The sequence below is a fragment of the Flavobacterium yafengii genome, from assembly GCF_030010375.1.
GTDB classification, from domain to species: Bacteria; Bacteroidota; Bacteroidia; order Flavobacteriales; family Flavobacteriaceae; genus Flavobacterium; species Flavobacterium yafengii.
In genome coordinates this window covers 1,633,017-1,650,922 of record NZ_JASCRY010000001.1, presented here as the reverse complement: position 1 = coordinate 1,650,922, position 17,906 = coordinate 1,633,017, and the positions used below count along the sequence as shown (strand labels likewise).

Annotated in this window: 15 protein-coding genes; 12 read left to right on the top strand and 3 right to left on the bottom strand. The window is 32.7% G+C overall.

The annotated features are described in order from the left end of the window. The first annotated feature begins 452 nt into the window (after nucleotides 1–452). From QLS97_RS07205 to QLS97_RS07190, 4 genes are all read left to right on the top strand, one after another. Complete coding sequence (locus QLS97_RS07205; protein WP_282715392.1) at nucleotides 453–1,583, top strand: SRPBCC family protein; 1,131 nt, start codon at nucleotides 453–455, stop codon at nucleotides 1,581–1,583. Between the two features lie 62 nt (nucleotides 1,584–1,645). Then, on the top strand, nucleotides 1,646–2,188 hold the full coding sequence (locus QLS97_RS07200) for an RNA polymerase sigma factor (RefSeq protein WP_282715390.1): 543 nt from the start codon (nucleotides 1,646–1,648) through the stop codon (nucleotides 2,186–2,188). Between the two features lie 33 nt (nucleotides 2,189–2,221). Next, nucleotides 2,222–2,635: a hypothetical protein gene (locus tag QLS97_RS07195; protein ID WP_282715388.1), complete on the top strand. Its 414-nt coding sequence runs from the start codon at nucleotides 2,222–2,224 to the stop codon at nucleotides 2,633–2,635. A 47-nt stretch (nucleotides 2,636–2,682) separates the two neighbouring features. Then, nucleotides 2,683–3,141: a sensor of ECF-type sigma factor gene (locus tag QLS97_RS07190; protein WP_282715386.1), complete on the top strand. Its 459-nt coding sequence runs from the start codon at nucleotides 2,683–2,685 to the stop codon at nucleotides 3,139–3,141. A gap of 72 nt (nucleotides 3,142–3,213) precedes the next feature. On the opposite strand, the gene QLS97_RS07185 is transcribed toward QLS97_RS07190, so the two are convergent. After that, on the bottom strand, nucleotides 3,214–4,275 hold the full coding sequence (locus QLS97_RS07185; protein WP_282715384.1) for a WD40/YVTN/BNR-like repeat-containing protein: 1,062 nt from the start codon (nucleotides 4,273–4,275) through the stop codon (nucleotides 3,214–3,216). 117 nt (nucleotides 4,276–4,392) lie between these two features. Between QLS97_RS07185 and QLS97_RS07180 the strand changes: the two genes are divergently transcribed. The 3 genes from QLS97_RS07180 to QLS97_RS07170 all read left to right on the top strand — a co-directional run bounded on the left by QLS97_RS07180 (nucleotide 4,393) and on the right by QLS97_RS07170 (nucleotide 9,196). After that, the gene (locus QLS97_RS07180; protein ID WP_282715382.1) at nucleotides 4,393–5,718 is read left to right on the top strand and encodes a hypothetical protein; all 1,326 of its coding nucleotides are present in this window, start codon (nucleotides 4,393–4,395) and stop codon (nucleotides 5,716–5,718) included. Nucleotides 5,719–5,836: 118 nt separating this feature from the next. Continuing rightward, nucleotides 5,837–7,798: a KUP/HAK/KT family potassium transporter gene (locus QLS97_RS07175; protein ID WP_282715381.1), complete on the top strand. Its 1,962-nt coding sequence runs from the start codon at nucleotides 5,837–5,839 to the stop codon at nucleotides 7,796–7,798. A gap of 141 nt (nucleotides 7,799–7,939) precedes the next feature. Continuing rightward, complete coding sequence (locus tag QLS97_RS07170) at nucleotides 7,940–9,196, top strand: RsmB/NOP family class I SAM-dependent RNA methyltransferase (protein ID WP_282715379.1); 1,257 nt, start codon at nucleotides 7,940–7,942, stop codon at nucleotides 9,194–9,196. Between the two features lie 123 nt (nucleotides 9,197–9,319). On the opposite strand, the gene rho is transcribed toward QLS97_RS07170, so the two are convergent. Beyond that, complete coding sequence (gene rho / locus QLS97_RS07165; RefSeq protein WP_282715377.1) at nucleotides 9,320–11,107, bottom strand: transcription termination factor Rho; 1,788 nt, start codon at nucleotides 11,105–11,107, stop codon at nucleotides 9,320–9,322. A 183-nt stretch (nucleotides 11,108–11,290) separates the two neighbouring features. On the opposite strand from rho, the gene QLS97_RS07160 reads away from it, so the two are divergent. The 3 genes from QLS97_RS07160 (at nucleotide 11,291) to QLS97_RS07150 (ending at nucleotide 14,324) form a co-directional block, all read left to right on the top strand. Next, the gene (locus QLS97_RS07160) at nucleotides 11,291–11,704 is read left to right on the top strand and encodes a DUF4293 family protein (RefSeq protein WP_282715375.1); all 414 of its coding nucleotides are present in this window, start codon (nucleotides 11,291–11,293) and stop codon (nucleotides 11,702–11,704) included. A 161-nt stretch (nucleotides 11,705–11,865) separates the two neighbouring features. Next, nucleotides 11,866–12,528 carry a response regulator gene (locus tag QLS97_RS07155; RefSeq protein ID WP_282715562.1) on the top strand — a complete coding sequence of 221 codons (663 nt, stop codon included), beginning with the start codon at nucleotides 11,866–11,868 and terminating at the stop codon, nucleotides 12,526–12,528. Between the two features lie 68 nt (nucleotides 12,529–12,596). Then, a complete protein-coding gene (locus tag QLS97_RS07150) occupies nucleotides 12,597–14,324 on the top strand; it encodes a tetratricopeptide repeat-containing sensor histidine kinase (protein ID WP_282715373.1) in 1,728 nt (575 codons plus the stop codon). Here the strand turns inward: QLS97_RS07150 and QLS97_RS07145 are convergent. Continuing rightward, a complete protein-coding gene (locus QLS97_RS07145; RefSeq protein WP_282715371.1) occupies nucleotides 14,299–14,796 on the bottom strand; it encodes a metallophosphoesterase family protein in 498 nt (165 codons plus the stop codon). The genes QLS97_RS07150 and QLS97_RS07145 overlap by 26 nt on opposite strands. Before the next feature lie 222 nt (nucleotides 14,797–15,018). Between QLS97_RS07145 and truA the strand changes: the two genes are divergently transcribed. Together truA and QLS97_RS07135 are read left to right on the top strand one after the other, a co-directional pair. Further along, nucleotides 15,019–15,789 carry a tRNA pseudouridine(38-40) synthase TruA gene (gene truA / locus QLS97_RS07140; protein WP_282715369.1) on the top strand — a complete coding sequence of 257 codons (771 nt, stop codon included), beginning with the start codon at nucleotides 15,019–15,021 and terminating at the stop codon, nucleotides 15,787–15,789. 86 nt (nucleotides 15,790–15,875) lie between these two features. Continuing rightward, a complete protein-coding gene (locus QLS97_RS07135; protein ID WP_282715367.1) occupies nucleotides 15,876–17,630 on the top strand; it encodes an ABC transporter ATP-binding protein in 1,755 nt (584 codons plus the stop codon). Nucleotides 17,631–17,906 lie beyond the last annotated feature (276 nt).

The window sequence follows — 17,906 nt, the reverse complement described above, 5'->3', positions numbered from 1 at the left end:
TTATGCCTATCGAAAAGATATAAAAATACATAAAGAGTTTTATAAAGGAAATTACAAGATTCTGATAGGATTTGGAATTTTTATTGGAATTTTATTTTTTATAAAAGTATTTTTCAAACGTTAGTTTTTTTAAACCAAACAAATAATGTCCGCTAAATGCGGACTTTTTTATTTACATATTTTTCATAATCAGCAATAAAAATTCGCAATAAACTCTTTTATTTAATTAAAAAACAAATACTTAGCAATCTAAATCACTCAGCATCTTCCTTTTTTTATTCGAAAAAGAATCAGATACAAATGATCGAATAACATAAAGATTCCTTTAAACGCAAATCAAACACAAATAGATAAACATTCTTTATATAGAAAATGATCTATATTTATTTAACGCTTTCGATGACTTGTAAATAAAATCTTTAACTTTACAAAAATTAACAAACCTGTATATTATGAGGATTTTAAAATACTTATTTCTTTTACTATTGCTAAGTTTTGTGGCTCTATCCATTTTTGTGGCAACTCAAAAAGGAGATTTTACCGTAGAAAGAAGTCAAATCATAAATTCTCCAAAATCTACCGTATTTAATTTTGTTAATGATTATAGAAACTGGGAAGATTTTAGTTCATGGATTGTTGAAGATCCTGAAATGCAAATTACATACCCTAAAAAAACAATTGGCCCGGGAGCTTCCTTTTCATGGGAAGGAAAAGAGGGAACTGGAGATATGTTGACCGTTTTTGTGAAAGAAAATGACAGTATTTCTCAAAAAATGAATTATGATGGAACTTCCTCATCTGTTTTTTGGAGTTTTAAGGATACTATAGGCGGAACAAAAGTAACTTGGAAAACAACCGGAAAAATGAGTTTCACCATGAAAGTTTATACGGCTTTTAATGGAGGAATGAATAAAATTATAGGAAAATCATATGAAAAAAGTTTAGCTAACTTAGACAAAACTCTTGATTTTGAAATAAATACTTATGCGGTAAAAGTAAATGGATTAGTAAAAAAACTTGGCACTTTTTATTTAAGACAAACCTTTACAAGTGAAATTTCAAAAGTCATTAAAAACGGTCAAATCGTATTCCCAAAAATGATTACTTTTTGCGAACAAAATAATATCGAATTAAACGGAAAGCCATTTATAATTTATCACACTTATGATACTGTAAGCGGATTGACCAAATTATCTTTTTGTGTACCAATAAAAAATCAAATCTTAACGAGTTCAGGAAGTGATATTTTAACGGGAAAACTAGAACCATTCGACGCCATTAAAACTACTTTAACTGGGGATTATTCGCATACAAAAAAAGCTTTGGATAAAGCCAAAACATACATTAACACGAATCGAATTGCTATCGATCCTACATTTTCTCATGTAGAGAATTTCACCATCAGCAAAACAGAAATTAAAAACCCTTCAAAATGGGTTACGGAAATTTATTATCCAATAAAACCTAAAGCAATTCCAGTAATTCCTTCAAAGGCTTTCACTCCAGCTGTTATTAAGAAAGCTGAAGCAGTAAAAACGCCTGCACCAGTAATAAATAAGGAAGAAGAACAATCTGAATTTTAATATTTTTTTGTAGCTGATTAAACCTTTTTAATAAATTCTATTCTAACTTTTAAATAATCGCTTTGCAAGAAGAACAGGAATTTATAAATCACTTGTTAGACCCTAAAACGCAAAATCAAGCGTTTCAGCAGTTATTACAGGATTATCAAAGACCGTTATACAATCACATTCGTAATATCGTTTTGAATCACGATGATGCTGATGATGTGCTGCAAAATACTTTTATAAAAATATTTCAAAATCTAAAAAATTTCAAAGGCGAAAGTAAACTTTTTTCATGGATGTATCGCATCGCTACGAATGAAGCCTTGACGTTTTTGAAACAAAAATCAAAAACGAGTGGCATTTCATCAGAAACTTTACAGAACAAAACTATTGATAATCTGGAAGCCGACGTATTTTTTGACGGAAATGAAATTCAAATAAAATTACAAAAAGCAATTGCATTATTGCCCGAAAAGCAACAATTGGTTTTTAAAATGAAATATTTTCAAGAACTGAAATACGAAGAAATTTCAGAAATTCTGGGAACCACCGTTGGCGGATTAAAAGCATCCTATCATCTTGCTGTAAAAAAAATTGAAGCTTTTGTTTCGACAAATTAAACCTTTTAGCTGTAACACTGTCTAAAGTACATTATGAAAACATTTAAATTAGAGAACGAACCTAAAATTGAAACTGGATTTAAAACTCCAGACCATTATTTTGAAAATTTTTCAATCAAAATGATGGAGCAATTACCTAAAAACGAGCCAAAAGTAATTTCTATTTTTCAAAAAAGAAAAACTTTAATTATGATGGCAGCAGCAGTTTTAATACTTGCTCTGATGATTCCAATTTTAAGTCCTTCTTCGACAAACACGAAAGAATTAGACGCTGTGGCTTTAGAAAACTACATCACCTATCAGTCTAATGTAAATCAGTATGACTTGATAAGTGTATTAGAAACCGAAGATATTAATAATATAAAAACAGGTATTGTTTTAGAAGATGAAGCGATAGAAGATCATTTATCAACAAATTCAAACTTAGAAAATCTTATTTTAGAATAAATTAGACCGTAAAGCTTTTATTTAAAGCATAATTAAACAAATAAAAAATGAACATAAAAAAATTATTACCAATACTATTACTCCTTGTTTCATTCAACTTTTACGCTCAAGGCGAAAGTATGAAAGAGAAAAGAGAGCAAATAAAAGCTTTAAAAGTAGCTTTTTTCACGACTGAATTAGACTTAACAACTAATGAAGCCGAAAGATTCTGGCCCATTTACAATACATTTGATGACAAACAGTTTGAACTGAGACATCAAAAAATGAAAACCTACATGAGAAGAATGAGTGATGGCTCACTGGATAAAATAACTGAAAAAGAAGCAAATACCTTTTTGTCCCAAATTGAAGATACTGAAGAAGAGTTATTTTTATTGCGAAAAAAATTCATGCAAAATGTGAGAACAATTTTACCTGCAGTGAAAATAGTTAAACTTAAAAAAGCAGAAGAAGATTTCAATAGAAAATTGCTGCAACAATATCGTAACAAAGGTCAAAAAAAATAATATTTTTTATTTTTATTAGTTCAAAAAAAATACCCTAAGCTCTGATTATATTTAGACTTAGGGTATTTTTAATTATTTAAAACTGATGCGAATCATTTTATTTTGCCCAGCAGCAATTGCCGTATGCTTATCTATAAACCTGATGGTATTAAGAGTGGAATCAGTAGATAATTGCTTCCACGAATTACCACTATCTGAGGAATAGTATATTCCTGAAAAACCAACCGTTACCAGTCCTTTACCATTGCTTTCAGGAACATATTGCACACAAGAAGCATATCCAAAAGCTTGATTTTCTGCTATTAGCTTCCATGTTTTTCCGCCATCAGTTGTGATTGCTTTATTAGAAAAATTTTGATCTCGCACTTCATAATCTCCTCCGGCTATAAATCCAGTTTGAGCATCATAAAAATCTGCGGTAAAAATTCCGGTCATTGATTTTCCTTGCACTATTGGAGTTTCATACACTGTCCATGTATTTCCCTTATCTGGAGAATAAAAAACTCTCGATTTTTTGCCGCCGGAAACAATCCACGTATTATTCCCTTTGATGATAATATTAGTGTTGCTTGCCGCAAAAGCTGCTTCTCCATCCATCACTTTTGGCAATTTATTAGACGGGACTTTATTCCATGAATTTCCGCCATCACGAGTGATTATAATGTTCAGACAATCAGCAATTGGGTCTCCCATCGCTATTCCTTCCTTATCATTCCAAAATTGCATACTATCATAAAACACTTTCTCATGATTTTCCTGATACACTAATTTTGTTTCTTTTCCGTCTTTTGAAATTCGATATAACAAAGCTGGATTTCCAACATTTAGAATAAAAATATGCTTTTTTGTTTTGGCATTACTTCTAAACTCAAGCTTTAGAGAATCTTTGATAATTTTGCTTTCAAATTTTTGATTATTATCTAAATTAAAAAAACCAAATCTTCCTTTATCAGCAGCAAACCAAATTTTATTTGCATCAATTAAAATAGCTCTGATACTTATTTTATCCTGAAATAATGTGTCAACTACAACGGACTTAAATTCAGTATTAGCATCGTTTTTTACAGTAAAATCAGCTGTTTTACAGGATGTAAAAACATTTGAAATCAATAGAATCAAAAAAAAAGTTCTCATTTTTTATACATTTTATGGCTAATTTACAATTAATAATAAGAATTGTAAATAAGCATTAAATTAATTGGCACAGTAATTGGATAATCAAAAAAAAAGATAAACTTAATTCAATTAATTATGAAAACGAAACTACTACTATTGAGTCTATTGACTACTGTTTTCGCAACTCAAATACAGGCGCAAGATAGAACATCAGTAAATGCAATGAATAATGAAATCAGTGACAATCTTGATTTAAGAGCTGTTGCTTCTATTTTTGGTGACTCAAGAAATCTACAAGATTTTGAACAACGCCTGAATGACCCCGAACTACAAATATCAAATTTAGATTTGAATAATGATAATGAAGTTGATTATTTAAGAGTTATCGAAACTGTCGAAAATCGGACTCACGTAATTATCATTCAATCTGTTATAGATACTGATGTGTATCAAGATGTAGCTACAATTGACGTTGAAAAAGACAGAAACAATAATATTCACGTTCAAGTCGTAGGAGATGTATACATGTATGGTCAAAATTATATTTATGAGCCTGTATATTATACCACTCCACTAATTTATGCTTCATTCTGGTCTCCTAATTATCGTCCTTATTATTCTACATGGAATTGGGGGTATTATCCTTCTTATTATTATGCATGGAATCCATTCCCAATATTCAGATATAGAAATAATATCAACATTAGTTTGAACATTAACAACAATTACAATTATGTTAATTATAGAAGAAGTGAGCGTGCTATAGTTCTTCACAATTCAAGACGTTCAAATGGTTATGAAAGACAACACCCGAATTATTCCTTCTCGAGAAGAAATGCTAATGTAACAAACCGTTATGAATTAGATCAAAGAAGAGGGTCAAGAAACGAAGTGGGTTATTCAAACAGAAGAGCAGGAACTCAAAGAGATTATTCTCAAAACAGAACTAGTTCATCAAGAGAAGCAACTCCACAAAGATCTGGTTCGTCTAGAGATTATTCTCAAAACAGAACCAATCCTTCGAGAGAAGTAGCACCACAGAGAGGAAATTCTCAAAGGGATTATTCTCAAAACAGAGCCACTCCTTCTACTCAGGCAACGCCACAAAGAGGAAATTCTCAAAGGGATTATTCTCAAAACAGAGCCACTCCTTCTACTCAGGCAACGCCACAAAGAGGAAATTCTCAAAGAGATTACTCTCAAAACAGAACCAGTCCTTCTGCTCAGGCTGCTCCACAAAGAGGAAATTCTCAAAGGGATTACTCTCAAAACAGAACCAGTCCTTCTACTCAGGCTGCTCCACAAAGAGCAGAGTCACAAAACAGAGGAAATTCGTCCAGACAGGCGGCACCACAGAGAGTAGAATCTCAAAGCAGAGGTAATTCTTCAAGAGAATCAGCTCCACAAAGAAATGAATCTCAAAGAGGTAATTCATCAAGAAATGACAATAGAAGATCTTAAAAACTTCAATAGAAAACTTAAAAAACACGGCTCATATCGCCGTGTTTTTTTTTATTGCATAAAAAGCGTTAATTTATTTTAAAAGTGTAAATTTGACCAGTTTTTTAAAAATTTTTTCATGAGCACTTCACACAAAGACCTCCATAGCAAATGGACATTAGGTGGATTATTAATTTCATTAGGAATAATTTACGGTGATATTGGAACTTCACCATTATACGTAATGAAAGCCATACTTGGGGATCATGTTATTAATGCTGATATTGTTTTAGGCGGAATCTCATGTGTTTTTTGGACACTTACTTTACAGACTACCATAAAGTACGTCATCATTACTCTAAGTGCTGACAATCATGGAGAAGGAGGTATTTTTGCATTATATGCTTTAGTAAAAAAGACAAAAATCCAATGGCTAATAGTACCCGCAATAATTGGGGGAAGCGCATTGCTTGCTGACGGAATTATTACCCCACCTATCTCAGTATCCTCTGCGGTTGAGGGAATAAGAACCTATTATCCCGAAATAAATACTATCCCAATTGTTATAGGCATCCTATTTGTGCTTTTTACCATTCAACAATTTGGAACCAAATTAGTTGGTAAATTTTTTGCACCTATGATGCTGATTTGGTTTGGAATGCTTGCTGTTCTTGGAATCACTCAAATTTCTCAACACACTGAGGTTTTAAAAGCCATCAATCCCTATTACGCGTATCATTTATTGACTATTCATCCAGAAGGTTTTTTTGTTTTAGGATTTGTATTTCTTTGTACAACTGGTGCTGAAGCATTGTACTCAGACATGGGCCATTGTGGCCGAAAAAATATTAGAATCAGTTGGATTTTTGTAAAAATTGCTTTGGTGCTTAATTATTTTGGACAGGCGGCTTATTTAATACATCACGAAGGAGAAACATTACAAAGTTTGGGTGGAAAAAATGGAAACCCATTTTATCTTATAATGCCAGACTGGTTTCAACCTATAGGAATTATTATAGCTACACTTGCAGCCGTAATAGCATCACAAGCATTGATTAGTGGTTCATTCACATTGATAAATGAGGCGATGCGATTGAATTTTTGGCCAAAAGTAAAAATAAAATATCCTACCGAATTAAAAGGGCAATTGTACATTCCATCGATAAATTGGTTATTGTTTTTTGGTTGTGTCGGAATCGTTTTGCACTTTGAAGAATCTAGCAATATGGAACATGCATACGGACTCGCAATTATTTTATGCATGATAATGACCACTATTTTACTTAATTTTTATTTGATAATGAAAAGAGTGAAATTGTATTTTATAGTACCGCTGATTACTATTTATTTAGTAATCGAATTTAGTTTTCTGGCAGCCAATATTACTAAATTTGCTGATGGTGGTTATGTAACACTTTTCATCGCAATTACTTTAATAAGTATAATGACAATTTGGTATTTGGCTAAAAAAATAAACAAGAGTTATACTAAAATTGTCAAAATTGAAGATTATAAAAAAGTACTCGTTGAATTAAGTGCTGATTTATCAATACCTAAATATGCAACGCATTTAGTTTATATGACCAATGCTGGCAGAATTGATGAAATAGAAGAAAAAGTCATGTATTCTATTTTACAAAAAAGACCTAAAAGGGCTGATATTTACTGGTTTGTACACGTAAATATATTAACAGAACCTTACAAGACTGAATATAAAGTAACCGAAATTGTAAAAGATGATTTGTATCGTGTAGACTTTAATTTAGGTTTTAGAGAACCTACAAAAATAAACTTGATGTTTAAAGAAGTAATTAAAGATATGGTACAAAAAGGTGAAGTAGATATTACCAGCAGATACGAATCTTTAAACAAAAATAATATAATAGGTGATTTCAAATTTGTATTATCTGAAAAGTTCCTTTCTAATGACAGCGATTTACGTTGGCATGAAAAAATAATTATGAACTCCTATTTCTTTATCAAAAAACTAAGTTTATCAGAAGAAAGAGCATTTGGTCTAGATAGTAGTTCCGTAAAAGTGGAGAAATTTCCAATGGTTCTTCATGCACCTGAAAACATAGGTTTAACAAGAGTAAAATAAACCTCTCTTCATTTAAAAATAAAAAAAAACACTGTTTTAAAAACAGTGTTTTTTTTTGCCAAAAAATTAAAAAACAACATTCATTATTAAAAATATAACATTCAATCAATTAATAGTACCTTTGCACCTCAATTATTTAAAATGAGATTACACAGAAATTTAGTTTACACAACAATAGACGCTTTAAACGCCATTTTTAATGAAGGCGAATATGCTGACAAAGTGGTTGCAAGATCCTTAAAAAAAGACAAACGCTGGGGAAGCTCTGACAGAAAGTTTGTTGCCGAAACCATCTACGAAATTGTACGTTGGAAAAGACTATACGCAGAAATAGCCGAAGTAAAAGAACCATTTGACAGAGACAATCTTTGGAGAATGTTTTCTGTTTGGGCGGTATTAAGAGGCTATCCTATTCCGGATTGGCGTCAACTGGAAGGAACTCCAGAACGAAAAATAAAAGGACGTTTTGACGAACTTTCAAAAGTGAGAGCTTTAAAAGAATCTATTCCAGACTGGATGGATGAATTAGGCGTGAAAGAATTAGGAGAGAAAGTTTGGGCAACTGAAATAGCAGCTCAAAACCAACCTGCTAAGGTAATTCTAAGAGTAAACACACTTAAGACAACAAGAGAGGCACTACGTGCTATTTTGATGGATTTAAACATTGAGACAGAAACGCTGAAAAACCAACCTGATGCTTTGGTTCTAAAAGAAAGAGCTAATGTTTTCTTGACAGACGCTTTCAAACAAGGTTTTTTTGAAGTTCAGGATGCCAACTCCCAATTAGTAGCTGCTTTCCTTGATGTAAAACCAGGAATGCGTGTCGTTGATACTTGTGCTGGCGCTGGTGGAAAAACATTGCACATTGCTTCTTTAATGGAAAACAAAGGACAATTAATTGCTATGGATTTGTATGAAAGCAAATTGAAGCAACTAAAAATCAGAGCTAAAAGAGACGGTGCTTTCAATATTGAATACCGCATTATTGACTCGACAAAAATCATCAAAAAACTACACGAAAAAGCAGACCGTGTGTTAATTGACGCACCTTGTAGTGGTTTAGGAGTTCTGAAAAGAAATCCAGATGCTAAATGGAAATTGAAACCGGAATTTATTGACAACATTCGTAAAGTACAATCGGAAGTTTTAGAAAGCTATTCTAAAATTGTAAAACCTGGAGGAAAATTAGTATATGCTACTTGTTCTATATTACCATCAGAAAATCAAGAACAGGTAGAGCACTTTTTGACAACTGACATTGGTAAACAATTCAATTTTATAAAAGATCAAAAAATATTGGCTTCAGAGTCAGGTTTTGACGGATTCTACATGGCTTTGTTAGAACGTAAAGAAAGCTCAGAACAGAAAGAAAAAAGAGTACAAAAAGAAGTAGAATAGATTTTAGACTCCAGAATTCACAAAAAAAGTCCTCGAAATTCGAGGACTTTTTTTATATCATTATTTTTTCAGCTTAATCTTTTTCCAACTTTAAACCTTAAACTAAAAAACTTAAATTTTATATTAATCATTCATTGAGATTAAAAACTCTTCATTGTTCTTCGTTTTCTTGAAACGATCATTGATAAAGTCCATCGCTTCCACTGGATTCATATCCGAAAGGTATTTACGCATAATCCACATTCTTTGCAATGTTTTTTGATCCAATAACATATCGTCACGTCTTGTACTTGAAGAAGTCAAATCGATAGCCGGAAAAATACGTTTGTTAGCAATTTTTCTATCCAATTGCAATTCCATATTACCGGTACCTTTAAATTCTTCGAAGATAACTTCATCCATTTTCGAACCAGTTTCTGTCAATGCAGTAGCGATAATACTTAACGAACCTCCGTTTTCTACGTTACGGGCAGCTCCAAAGAAACGTTTTGGCTTTTGCAATGCATTCGCATCCACACCACCACTTAATACTTTACCTGAAGCAGGCTGAACCGTATTATACGCTCTCGCTAAACGTGTAATGGAATCCAATAGAATCACTACATCGTGACCACATTCTACCAATCGTTTTGCTTTTTCAAGAACGATATTCGCAATTTTCACATGCTCTTGTGGTTCTCTGTCAAATGTAGAAGCAATCACTTCGCCACGCACACTACGTTGCATATCCGTAACCTCTTCCGGACGCTCATCAATCAGTAAAACAATCAAATATACTTCAGGATGATTTGCCGCTATTGCATTGGCAATTTCCTTTAGCAACATCGTTTTACCGGTTTTAGGCTGTGCCACAATCATTCCACGTTGTCCTTTTCCTATTGGTGAAAACAAATCGATAATTCGCGTTGAAATCGTGCTTTGTTTTTCGGCCAATTTGAATTTTTCTGATGGAAAAACCGGTGTTAAATGTTCGAATGAAACTCTATCACGAACGACTTGAGGATCGTGTCCGTTTATTTTTAAAACGCGTACTAATGGAAAAAATTTCTCTCCTTCTTTTGGTGGACGAACCACTCCTTTTACCGTATCTCCGGTTTTAAGACCGAACAATCTGATTTGTGAAGTCGACAAATAAATATCATCTGGCGAAGCCAAATAATTATAATCTGAAGAACGCAAGAAACCATATCCATCCGGCATCATTTCTAGAACACCTTCACTTTCTATAATTCCGTCAAATTCAAAATCAGAAGCAGCGAAATTACTTTTCTTATTTTTAAAATTTGGATTTTGATTCCCGTTACCATTTCCGTTTTGATTTGGATTTTGGTTAGGATTCTGATTTGGATTTTGCTTATGTAATTGGTTTGGATTTATCTTTTTTGCTGGAGCAACAGGAGCTTCTGTTTTGTCTTCAGTTACTGAATCTGCAACTATAGCATCCTCTGCACTTCCTTCTTTTACCTCTTCTTTATCCTTTTTTAAAGCAATTTTCTTTTCGTAAGCTGATTTATTAAATTTAATAATTTTACCTACTTTTTTCTCATTTCCTTCAGATTCAGTTTTTGTAGCCTCTTCTTCTTTTGAAATAGCTTCAATAGGAAGATTATTTTCAACAGGAACATTTATTTCAGCTACAACTTCTTCTTTTTCAAAAAGAGAATTTGGTACCGCTTTTTGAATTGCTGCTTTTTTAACAGGAACAATTCTAGCTCTTTTGGGCTTATCGTCCTCAAGGTCGCTTTCCTTTTTTGTATCTGATGTAGAATCAACGTTGTCCACTTGATGCTCTAAAATCTGACTGATTAATGTCTCTTTTTTTACACCGTTAAATTTTATGGTTTTAGCTGATTTAGCTATTTCTTGAAGCTCAGAAAGCTTCATTTCTTTTAATGCAGAAATATCAAACATGAATGTTCTATGAGTTTAATTAATTTTTGGAAAATAATGTAAAAGATAGGTAGTGAACTTTATTTTGAATCAACCGCAGTATGAAGTGCTTACGGTATTATGATGCAATAATACGAATAAAATTTAATCAGACAATAGTATTTATAAAAAAGAAAATATATTTTTGTAAAAGATATTTAACAAATGATACAAAGAATTCAGACCATATATTTACTACTTGCTTTTGTAGTTACAGGCATTTTACTATTTTTTATTCCGTTGTGGACAATGAAAGATGGGAAAGACTTTTATTTCATGCAAAGCCAAGTATATACCATATTATTGGGATTGAGTACTACGCTGACTTTGTTAAGTATTGTTTCCTATAAAAAAAGACAAAATCAATTTGTTATTGGCAGATTGAATATCATATTAAATTTGATTTTATTAGGATTGTTTGTATATCGTTCACTAAATCTATCTGGAGAAACACCTGCTGTTTCGGAGAAAGGTATTGGGATGTTTCTACCTGTAGTTGCTATCGTGTTATTAGTCTTGGCTAATAAAGCTATCAAAAAGGATGAAGATCTTGTAAAATCTGTGGACAGATTGAGGTAAACCTATAAACTTTAGTTTATTAGTGCGAAGAGAACCCGAATGTAACAATTCGGGTTTTTTTGTGTCTAAATCTTTTTATTTGATTTAAAAAAAACGAATAAAAATCTTATAAAATGATATTCTCCTATTTTTTTTATAAATTTGAAAATAGTAATTACGATATGTTACAAAAAATTAAAATTCATCTTGCAGATGACCATCAAATACTTATTGATGGTATACGTACTTTGCTACATACACTTCATGATTTTGAAGTAGTTGGATTCTCTCTGAATGGTGACACTATTTTCAATGAGGTTACCGAAAACAAAGCAGATATTCTTATTTTAGATATCAATATGCCTAAAAAAGATGGAATCGAAGTCATTAAGGAATTTGCTGAAAAAGGATTTCCTTGTAAAATTATTGTTTTATCCAGTTACGATGATTTAAGAATAATAAAAGAAGTTATGAAATTAGGCAGTAGTGGCTATTTGACAAAAAAATGTGCCGGTGAAAATATCGTCGAAGCAATTCAGGCGGTATCCAGAGGCGAAGAATATTTTTGTAAATCAGTCAGGGAAAAAATATTTAGTACAGTCACAAAAGACAATGTAAAATTAATCAAAAACGAGTCTGTTGTAAATTCTATTTTGACGGATCGTGAGTTAGAAATCATCACCTTAATATCACTTGAATACAGCGGTAAAGAAATTAGTGACCAACTGTTTATCAGTGTGAATACTGTTGAAACCCATCGCAAAAATATAATGAAAAAACTAGATGCCAAAAACTCCATAAGTCTGGTTAAATATGCCATCAAAAATAAATTAATCAAATCTTGATTTCTCAATCTGAAATAGGATTTACTTTTAACCAAAAACAATAACAATCAGAAAAAAATAAAGTATCTATGCCGTACAAACAAATTGTTATAGTATTGACTTTACTACTTAATTTCTCTGGAATTACTGTTTTTGCACATAAAAAATCACACAAAAAGCAAGAAGTCACAATACTCGCAAAAGAAGCTAATGAGCTTATGAAAGCCGGTAATTTTGAAAAATCATTAATAAAATCGAGACTTGCCCTCACCTATGCTATTGCTTTAAAAGATGACAATCTAATTGCGGCTACCTACAACACAATTGCAGCAAATTTTGATCAATTATCTGAATATGACAAAGCTTTTTTTTATTATAACAAGGGATTAACCTATGCTAATAAAACGAATAATGATGTTTTAAAAAATTGGATCAATAATAACTTGGGAAACATTTATTGTTTTGACAAAAAGCAATATGAAAAAGGAATTTACTACTACAAAAAATCGCTTCAATACAGCACAAAAATTCATGATTCAGCTCAAATAGTTTTCACTAAACTTAATATTACCTGGGCCTATTTTGACATTGGCCGTTATGAAGAAGGTCTTCCCTATCTAAAATACATCAATAAACACCACCAAAAACATGGCGATGAATCAACTATTGTAGCTTTAAACATGCTAAATGGGATGTATCACAGCTATAAAAATGATTCGGCAAATGCGTTATTCTTTTTCCAAAATGCCATCAAATTAGGAAACGAAGGAAATGAAAAATCAGATTTATCATATTCGCATCATGAGTTTTCTAAATTTTTATTAAAAAATGGAGATTATGAAAATGCTTATAAAAATCTTGCACTCTACAATGAGCTAACGATTAAACTTAACAATGAGGAAAAGCTCAACAAAGCAAATGTAGCTGGAATAAATCTTGAAATTGACGAGTATAAAAGAGAAATCGATAAAATAGGAAACGAGTACAAAACCAAAGAATATTTACTAATACAAGAGCAATCCAGAAACAAAAAAATTGTAATTATAATAATTATCCTTTTATTATTTTTCTTTTTCCTTTTTTATATTTTCTCAGAAAACTCAAAGCTTAAGCAAAAAAACAAAATTAAAGACATACAAAGTCAATTGCAACAGAATACAATCAATGCATCTATCAACGGACAAGAATTAGAACGAAAAAAAATTGCTTCGTTTTTACATGATAACATCAGCGCTTTGCTATCCTCTGCAGGATTGCATCTCAATGCATTTACCTCTCAAAACCATACTAATGCCGAAGAAATTATAAAAACTAAAGCCATATTAGAAGAAGCGCACGATCAAATAAGGGATTTATCTCATGAACTGATGCCAACCCTTTTAGCACGATTTGGTTTATTTTATGCCTTAGAGGATTTATGCGAAAAAAACTCAAACTCCGTAATTCAATTTAACTACTCCATTGTGGTACCTACAAAAACACGTTACAATGAAGATTTTGAAATGAAAATGTATTTTATCATAATGGAACTACTAAACAACATCATAAAACACAGTAGCGCCACTCAGGCAAATTTGTCTATTCAAGAAAACAATAAATCACTCCAAATCAAAATCGAGGATAACGGTAAAGGATTTGACACCGATAAATTTTATATTCTGGAAGGTTTTGGAATCAACCAAATCAAAGCCAGAATAAACAATCTAAAAGGAACTATTGCAATAAATTCAAAGCTTAATTCAGGAACAACTGTGGCTATTGACGTGCCTATTACCTATCAAAAAAAAATAACTACACCCGTTTTTCCATCTCAATAATTTCCATATCCTTGATTTTATCACCTTCAATCACAAAACGCAACATCGTGCGTACCTGATGAAAACCACTTTTTCCGGCAGCTCCGGGATTCATGTGCAATAAATTATATTTCTTATCAAATATAACTTTTAGGATGTGCGAATGTCCACAAATAAACAATTTTGGAGGATTCGATTCCATCTCTGCTTTAATATTGGGATTGTATTTCCCCGGATACCCGCCAATATGTGTAATCCAAACATCAACTCCTTCACACATAAAACGATTGTGCAACGGAAATTCCATTCGCGCCTTGGCATCGTCGATATTCCCATACACACAACGCAACGGTTTTATCTTTTTTATCGCATCCGTTACAGCCAAATCACCTATATCGCCTGCATGCCAAACTTCGTCAGCCTGAGCGACATATTTCAAAATCGTATCATCAATGTGACTGTGTGTATCAGAAAGTAGGAGTATTTTTTTCAAAGTAATTTTTTTAGGAGCAATTTCCTGCTATCCGTTACAATCTTTATTGTTTAAAAAAAAACAATAAAGGATTTTCACTTTTATCAGGGCTAGGATTTTGAGGTAAAAATAAACATTCGGATTCCAAATAAAAAATGAAATCGAAACTTAACAAAGTTTGCACCTATGCGACTTCGTGGCAAAAAAATTAATAAGTATCTTTGTGGCTTCAAAAAAATTCACTTGAGATATTTCATCAAATTAGCATACAACGGAACCCATTATCACGGCTGGCAATACCAACCCAATGCTGCTTCCGTTCAGGAAACGATGAACAAAGCGTTTTCGGTGCTATTGAACACAACTATCAATCTTATGGGAGCCGGAAGAACGGATACCGGCGTTCACGCAAAAGAGATGTATGCTCATTTTAATTTTGAAAACCCATTTGACATTCCAAGTTTAGTACACAAACTCAACTCTTATTTACCTAAAGATATTGTTGTTTATGACATTATTCCGGTACATGATGAGGCGCATACTCGTTTTGATGCTACAAAAAGAACCTACGAATACCACATCAATACGTTTAAAGATGTTTTTTCGCAAGAGCAAAGCTGGTATTTCCATCAAAAGTTAGATATCGATTTGATGAATGAAGCGGCCCAACTATTATTTAATCATACTGATTTTCAATGTTTTTCGAAAGTCAATACGGATGTAAATACTTTTGACTGTACGATTTTTGAAGCTTATTGGACTCGAGGCACAGCCGAACAGGGCGCAGACAAACAAGAAAATGGCAACCTGATTTTTACAATTTCGGCCAATCGTTTCTTACGAAATATGGTGCGTGCTATTGTAGGAACATTGGTAAACATAGGATTACACAAGATTACATTGGCAGATTTTACCGCCATCATAGAAAGTAAAAACCGAGATAAAGCTGGTTTTTCAGTTCCGGCGCATGGTTTGTATTTAACCAAAATAGAATACGATTACATTACGCAATAGCCCTGATAGCAGTGAAAATCCTTTTATGTTTTTGCTGCCAAAAACATAAAAGATTGCAACGAATAGCAGGAAATAGCTCCAAAAATATGAAAGCAAAAGCATTTGATACTAGACTATTCAAACGAATATTAAAATTTACCAAACCCTATCAATGGCGTTTTAATGGCGTGATTATTTTCGCCATTTCACTATCGATTTTTGCGGCATTGCGTCCGTATTTATTGAAACAAACCGTGGATGGTTACATCGCAACCCAAGACCAGCAAGGATTATTGATGTATGTAGTCTTGATGGGAATTGTACTATTACTGGAGGTATTTTCGCAATTTTACTTTGTGTATTGGGCGAACTGGCTTGGTCAGGATATTGTAAAAGACATTCGGACGAAACTGTTTCAACATATTTTGAGTTTCCGAATGAAATATTTTGATCACGTTCCTGTGGGCCAACTCGTGACACGTTCGGTTTCGGATATTGAATCGATCGCCCGTATTTTTAGTCAAGGTTTGTTTATGATTATCAGTGACTTGATGAAAATGTTCGTGGTACTTATTTTTATGTTCTACATGAACTGGAAACTGACTTGGATTGTGATAGTGGCGATGCCAATTTTAGTTTATTTCACTCGAATTTTCCAGAAGAAAATGCAAGTCGCTTTTGAAGAAGTGCGTACTCAAATTGCCAATATGAATTCCTTTGTGCAGGAACGCGTAACAGGAATGAAGATTGTCCAACTTTTTAACAGAGAAGACATTGAGTCTGAAAAATTTAAAAGCATTAATGATAAACACAAAAAAGCGTGGATAAAAACCATTCTTTATAACTCCATCTTCTTCCCTATTGCTGATATTATTTCGTCTTTAACACTTGGTTTTATTGTACTGTATGGAGGAATCAAGATCTTAAACGGGGATAATTTCACCACTTTTGGAGATTTATTTTCGTACACCATGTTCATCGGAATGTTGTTCAATCCACTACGTCAAATTGCGGATAAATTCAACGAGATGCAACTGGGAATGATTGCGGCAAACCGTGTTTTTGATATTTTAGATACCGAAGATCAAATTCAGGATACCGGAATTATCGAAGCGCCAATCTTTAAGGGAGACATCGAATTCAAGAATGTTCGTTTTGGATATATTCCGGATGAAGAAGTGATAAAAGGAATCGACTTAGAGGTTAATGCTGGTCAAACTATTGCTATTGTAGGCTCTACAGGTGCCGGAAAATCTACGATTATTAACTTGCTGAATCGTTTTTACGAAATCAACAGCGGTTCTATTTACATAGACAATCACAATATTGAGAATTACACATTGAGTTCGTTACGAAAACAAATTGCAGTTGTTTTGCAGGATGTTTTCCTTTTTGCCGATACTATTTTCAACAATATCACCTTAAATAATCCTGAAATTAGTCGGGAACAAGTTTTGGCTGCAGCCAAAAAAATTGGCGTCCATGAATTCATCATGAGTTTACCTGATAATTATGATTTTGATGTGAAGGAACGCGGCGTTATGTTATCATCAGGACAACGCCAACTGATTGCTTTCTTGAGAGCGTATGTGAGTAATCCCAGTATTTTGATTTTGGACGAAGCCACGTCCTCGATCGATACGTATTCTGAAGAATTGATTCAGCGCGCTACGGAAACCATTACCAAAGGCAGAACATCTATTGTAATTGCGCACCGCTTGGCAACGATTGTCAATGCTGATAAAATTGTAGTAATGGACAAAGGACTGATTGTAGAACAAGGAACGCATCTGGAATTAATCAACCGCGAGAGTGGCTATTACAAGAATTTGTATGATTCCCAGTTTTCGGTAGCGAATTAGTTTTTGCTGCAAAGGAATAGCAAGGAACAGAGAAGCAAAGGCTTCAAGGTTGAAAATCAGTGTTAATCAACTAAATCCGTGTAGTCTGTGTGCCAATTTTTCAACTTATTTTAAAAAAATCACAGAAGCTAAAAGATAATAAATCTGGATTTACACTTTTGCAATTTGTTTGAAACAAAGGTGTTTTTCTAAAAATTTGTTAGTTTGCCACTTTATTACTTCGAAACTTTCTCAAAACAGAATAAATCCTTAAATTCGCCCAATCAATTAAACAAG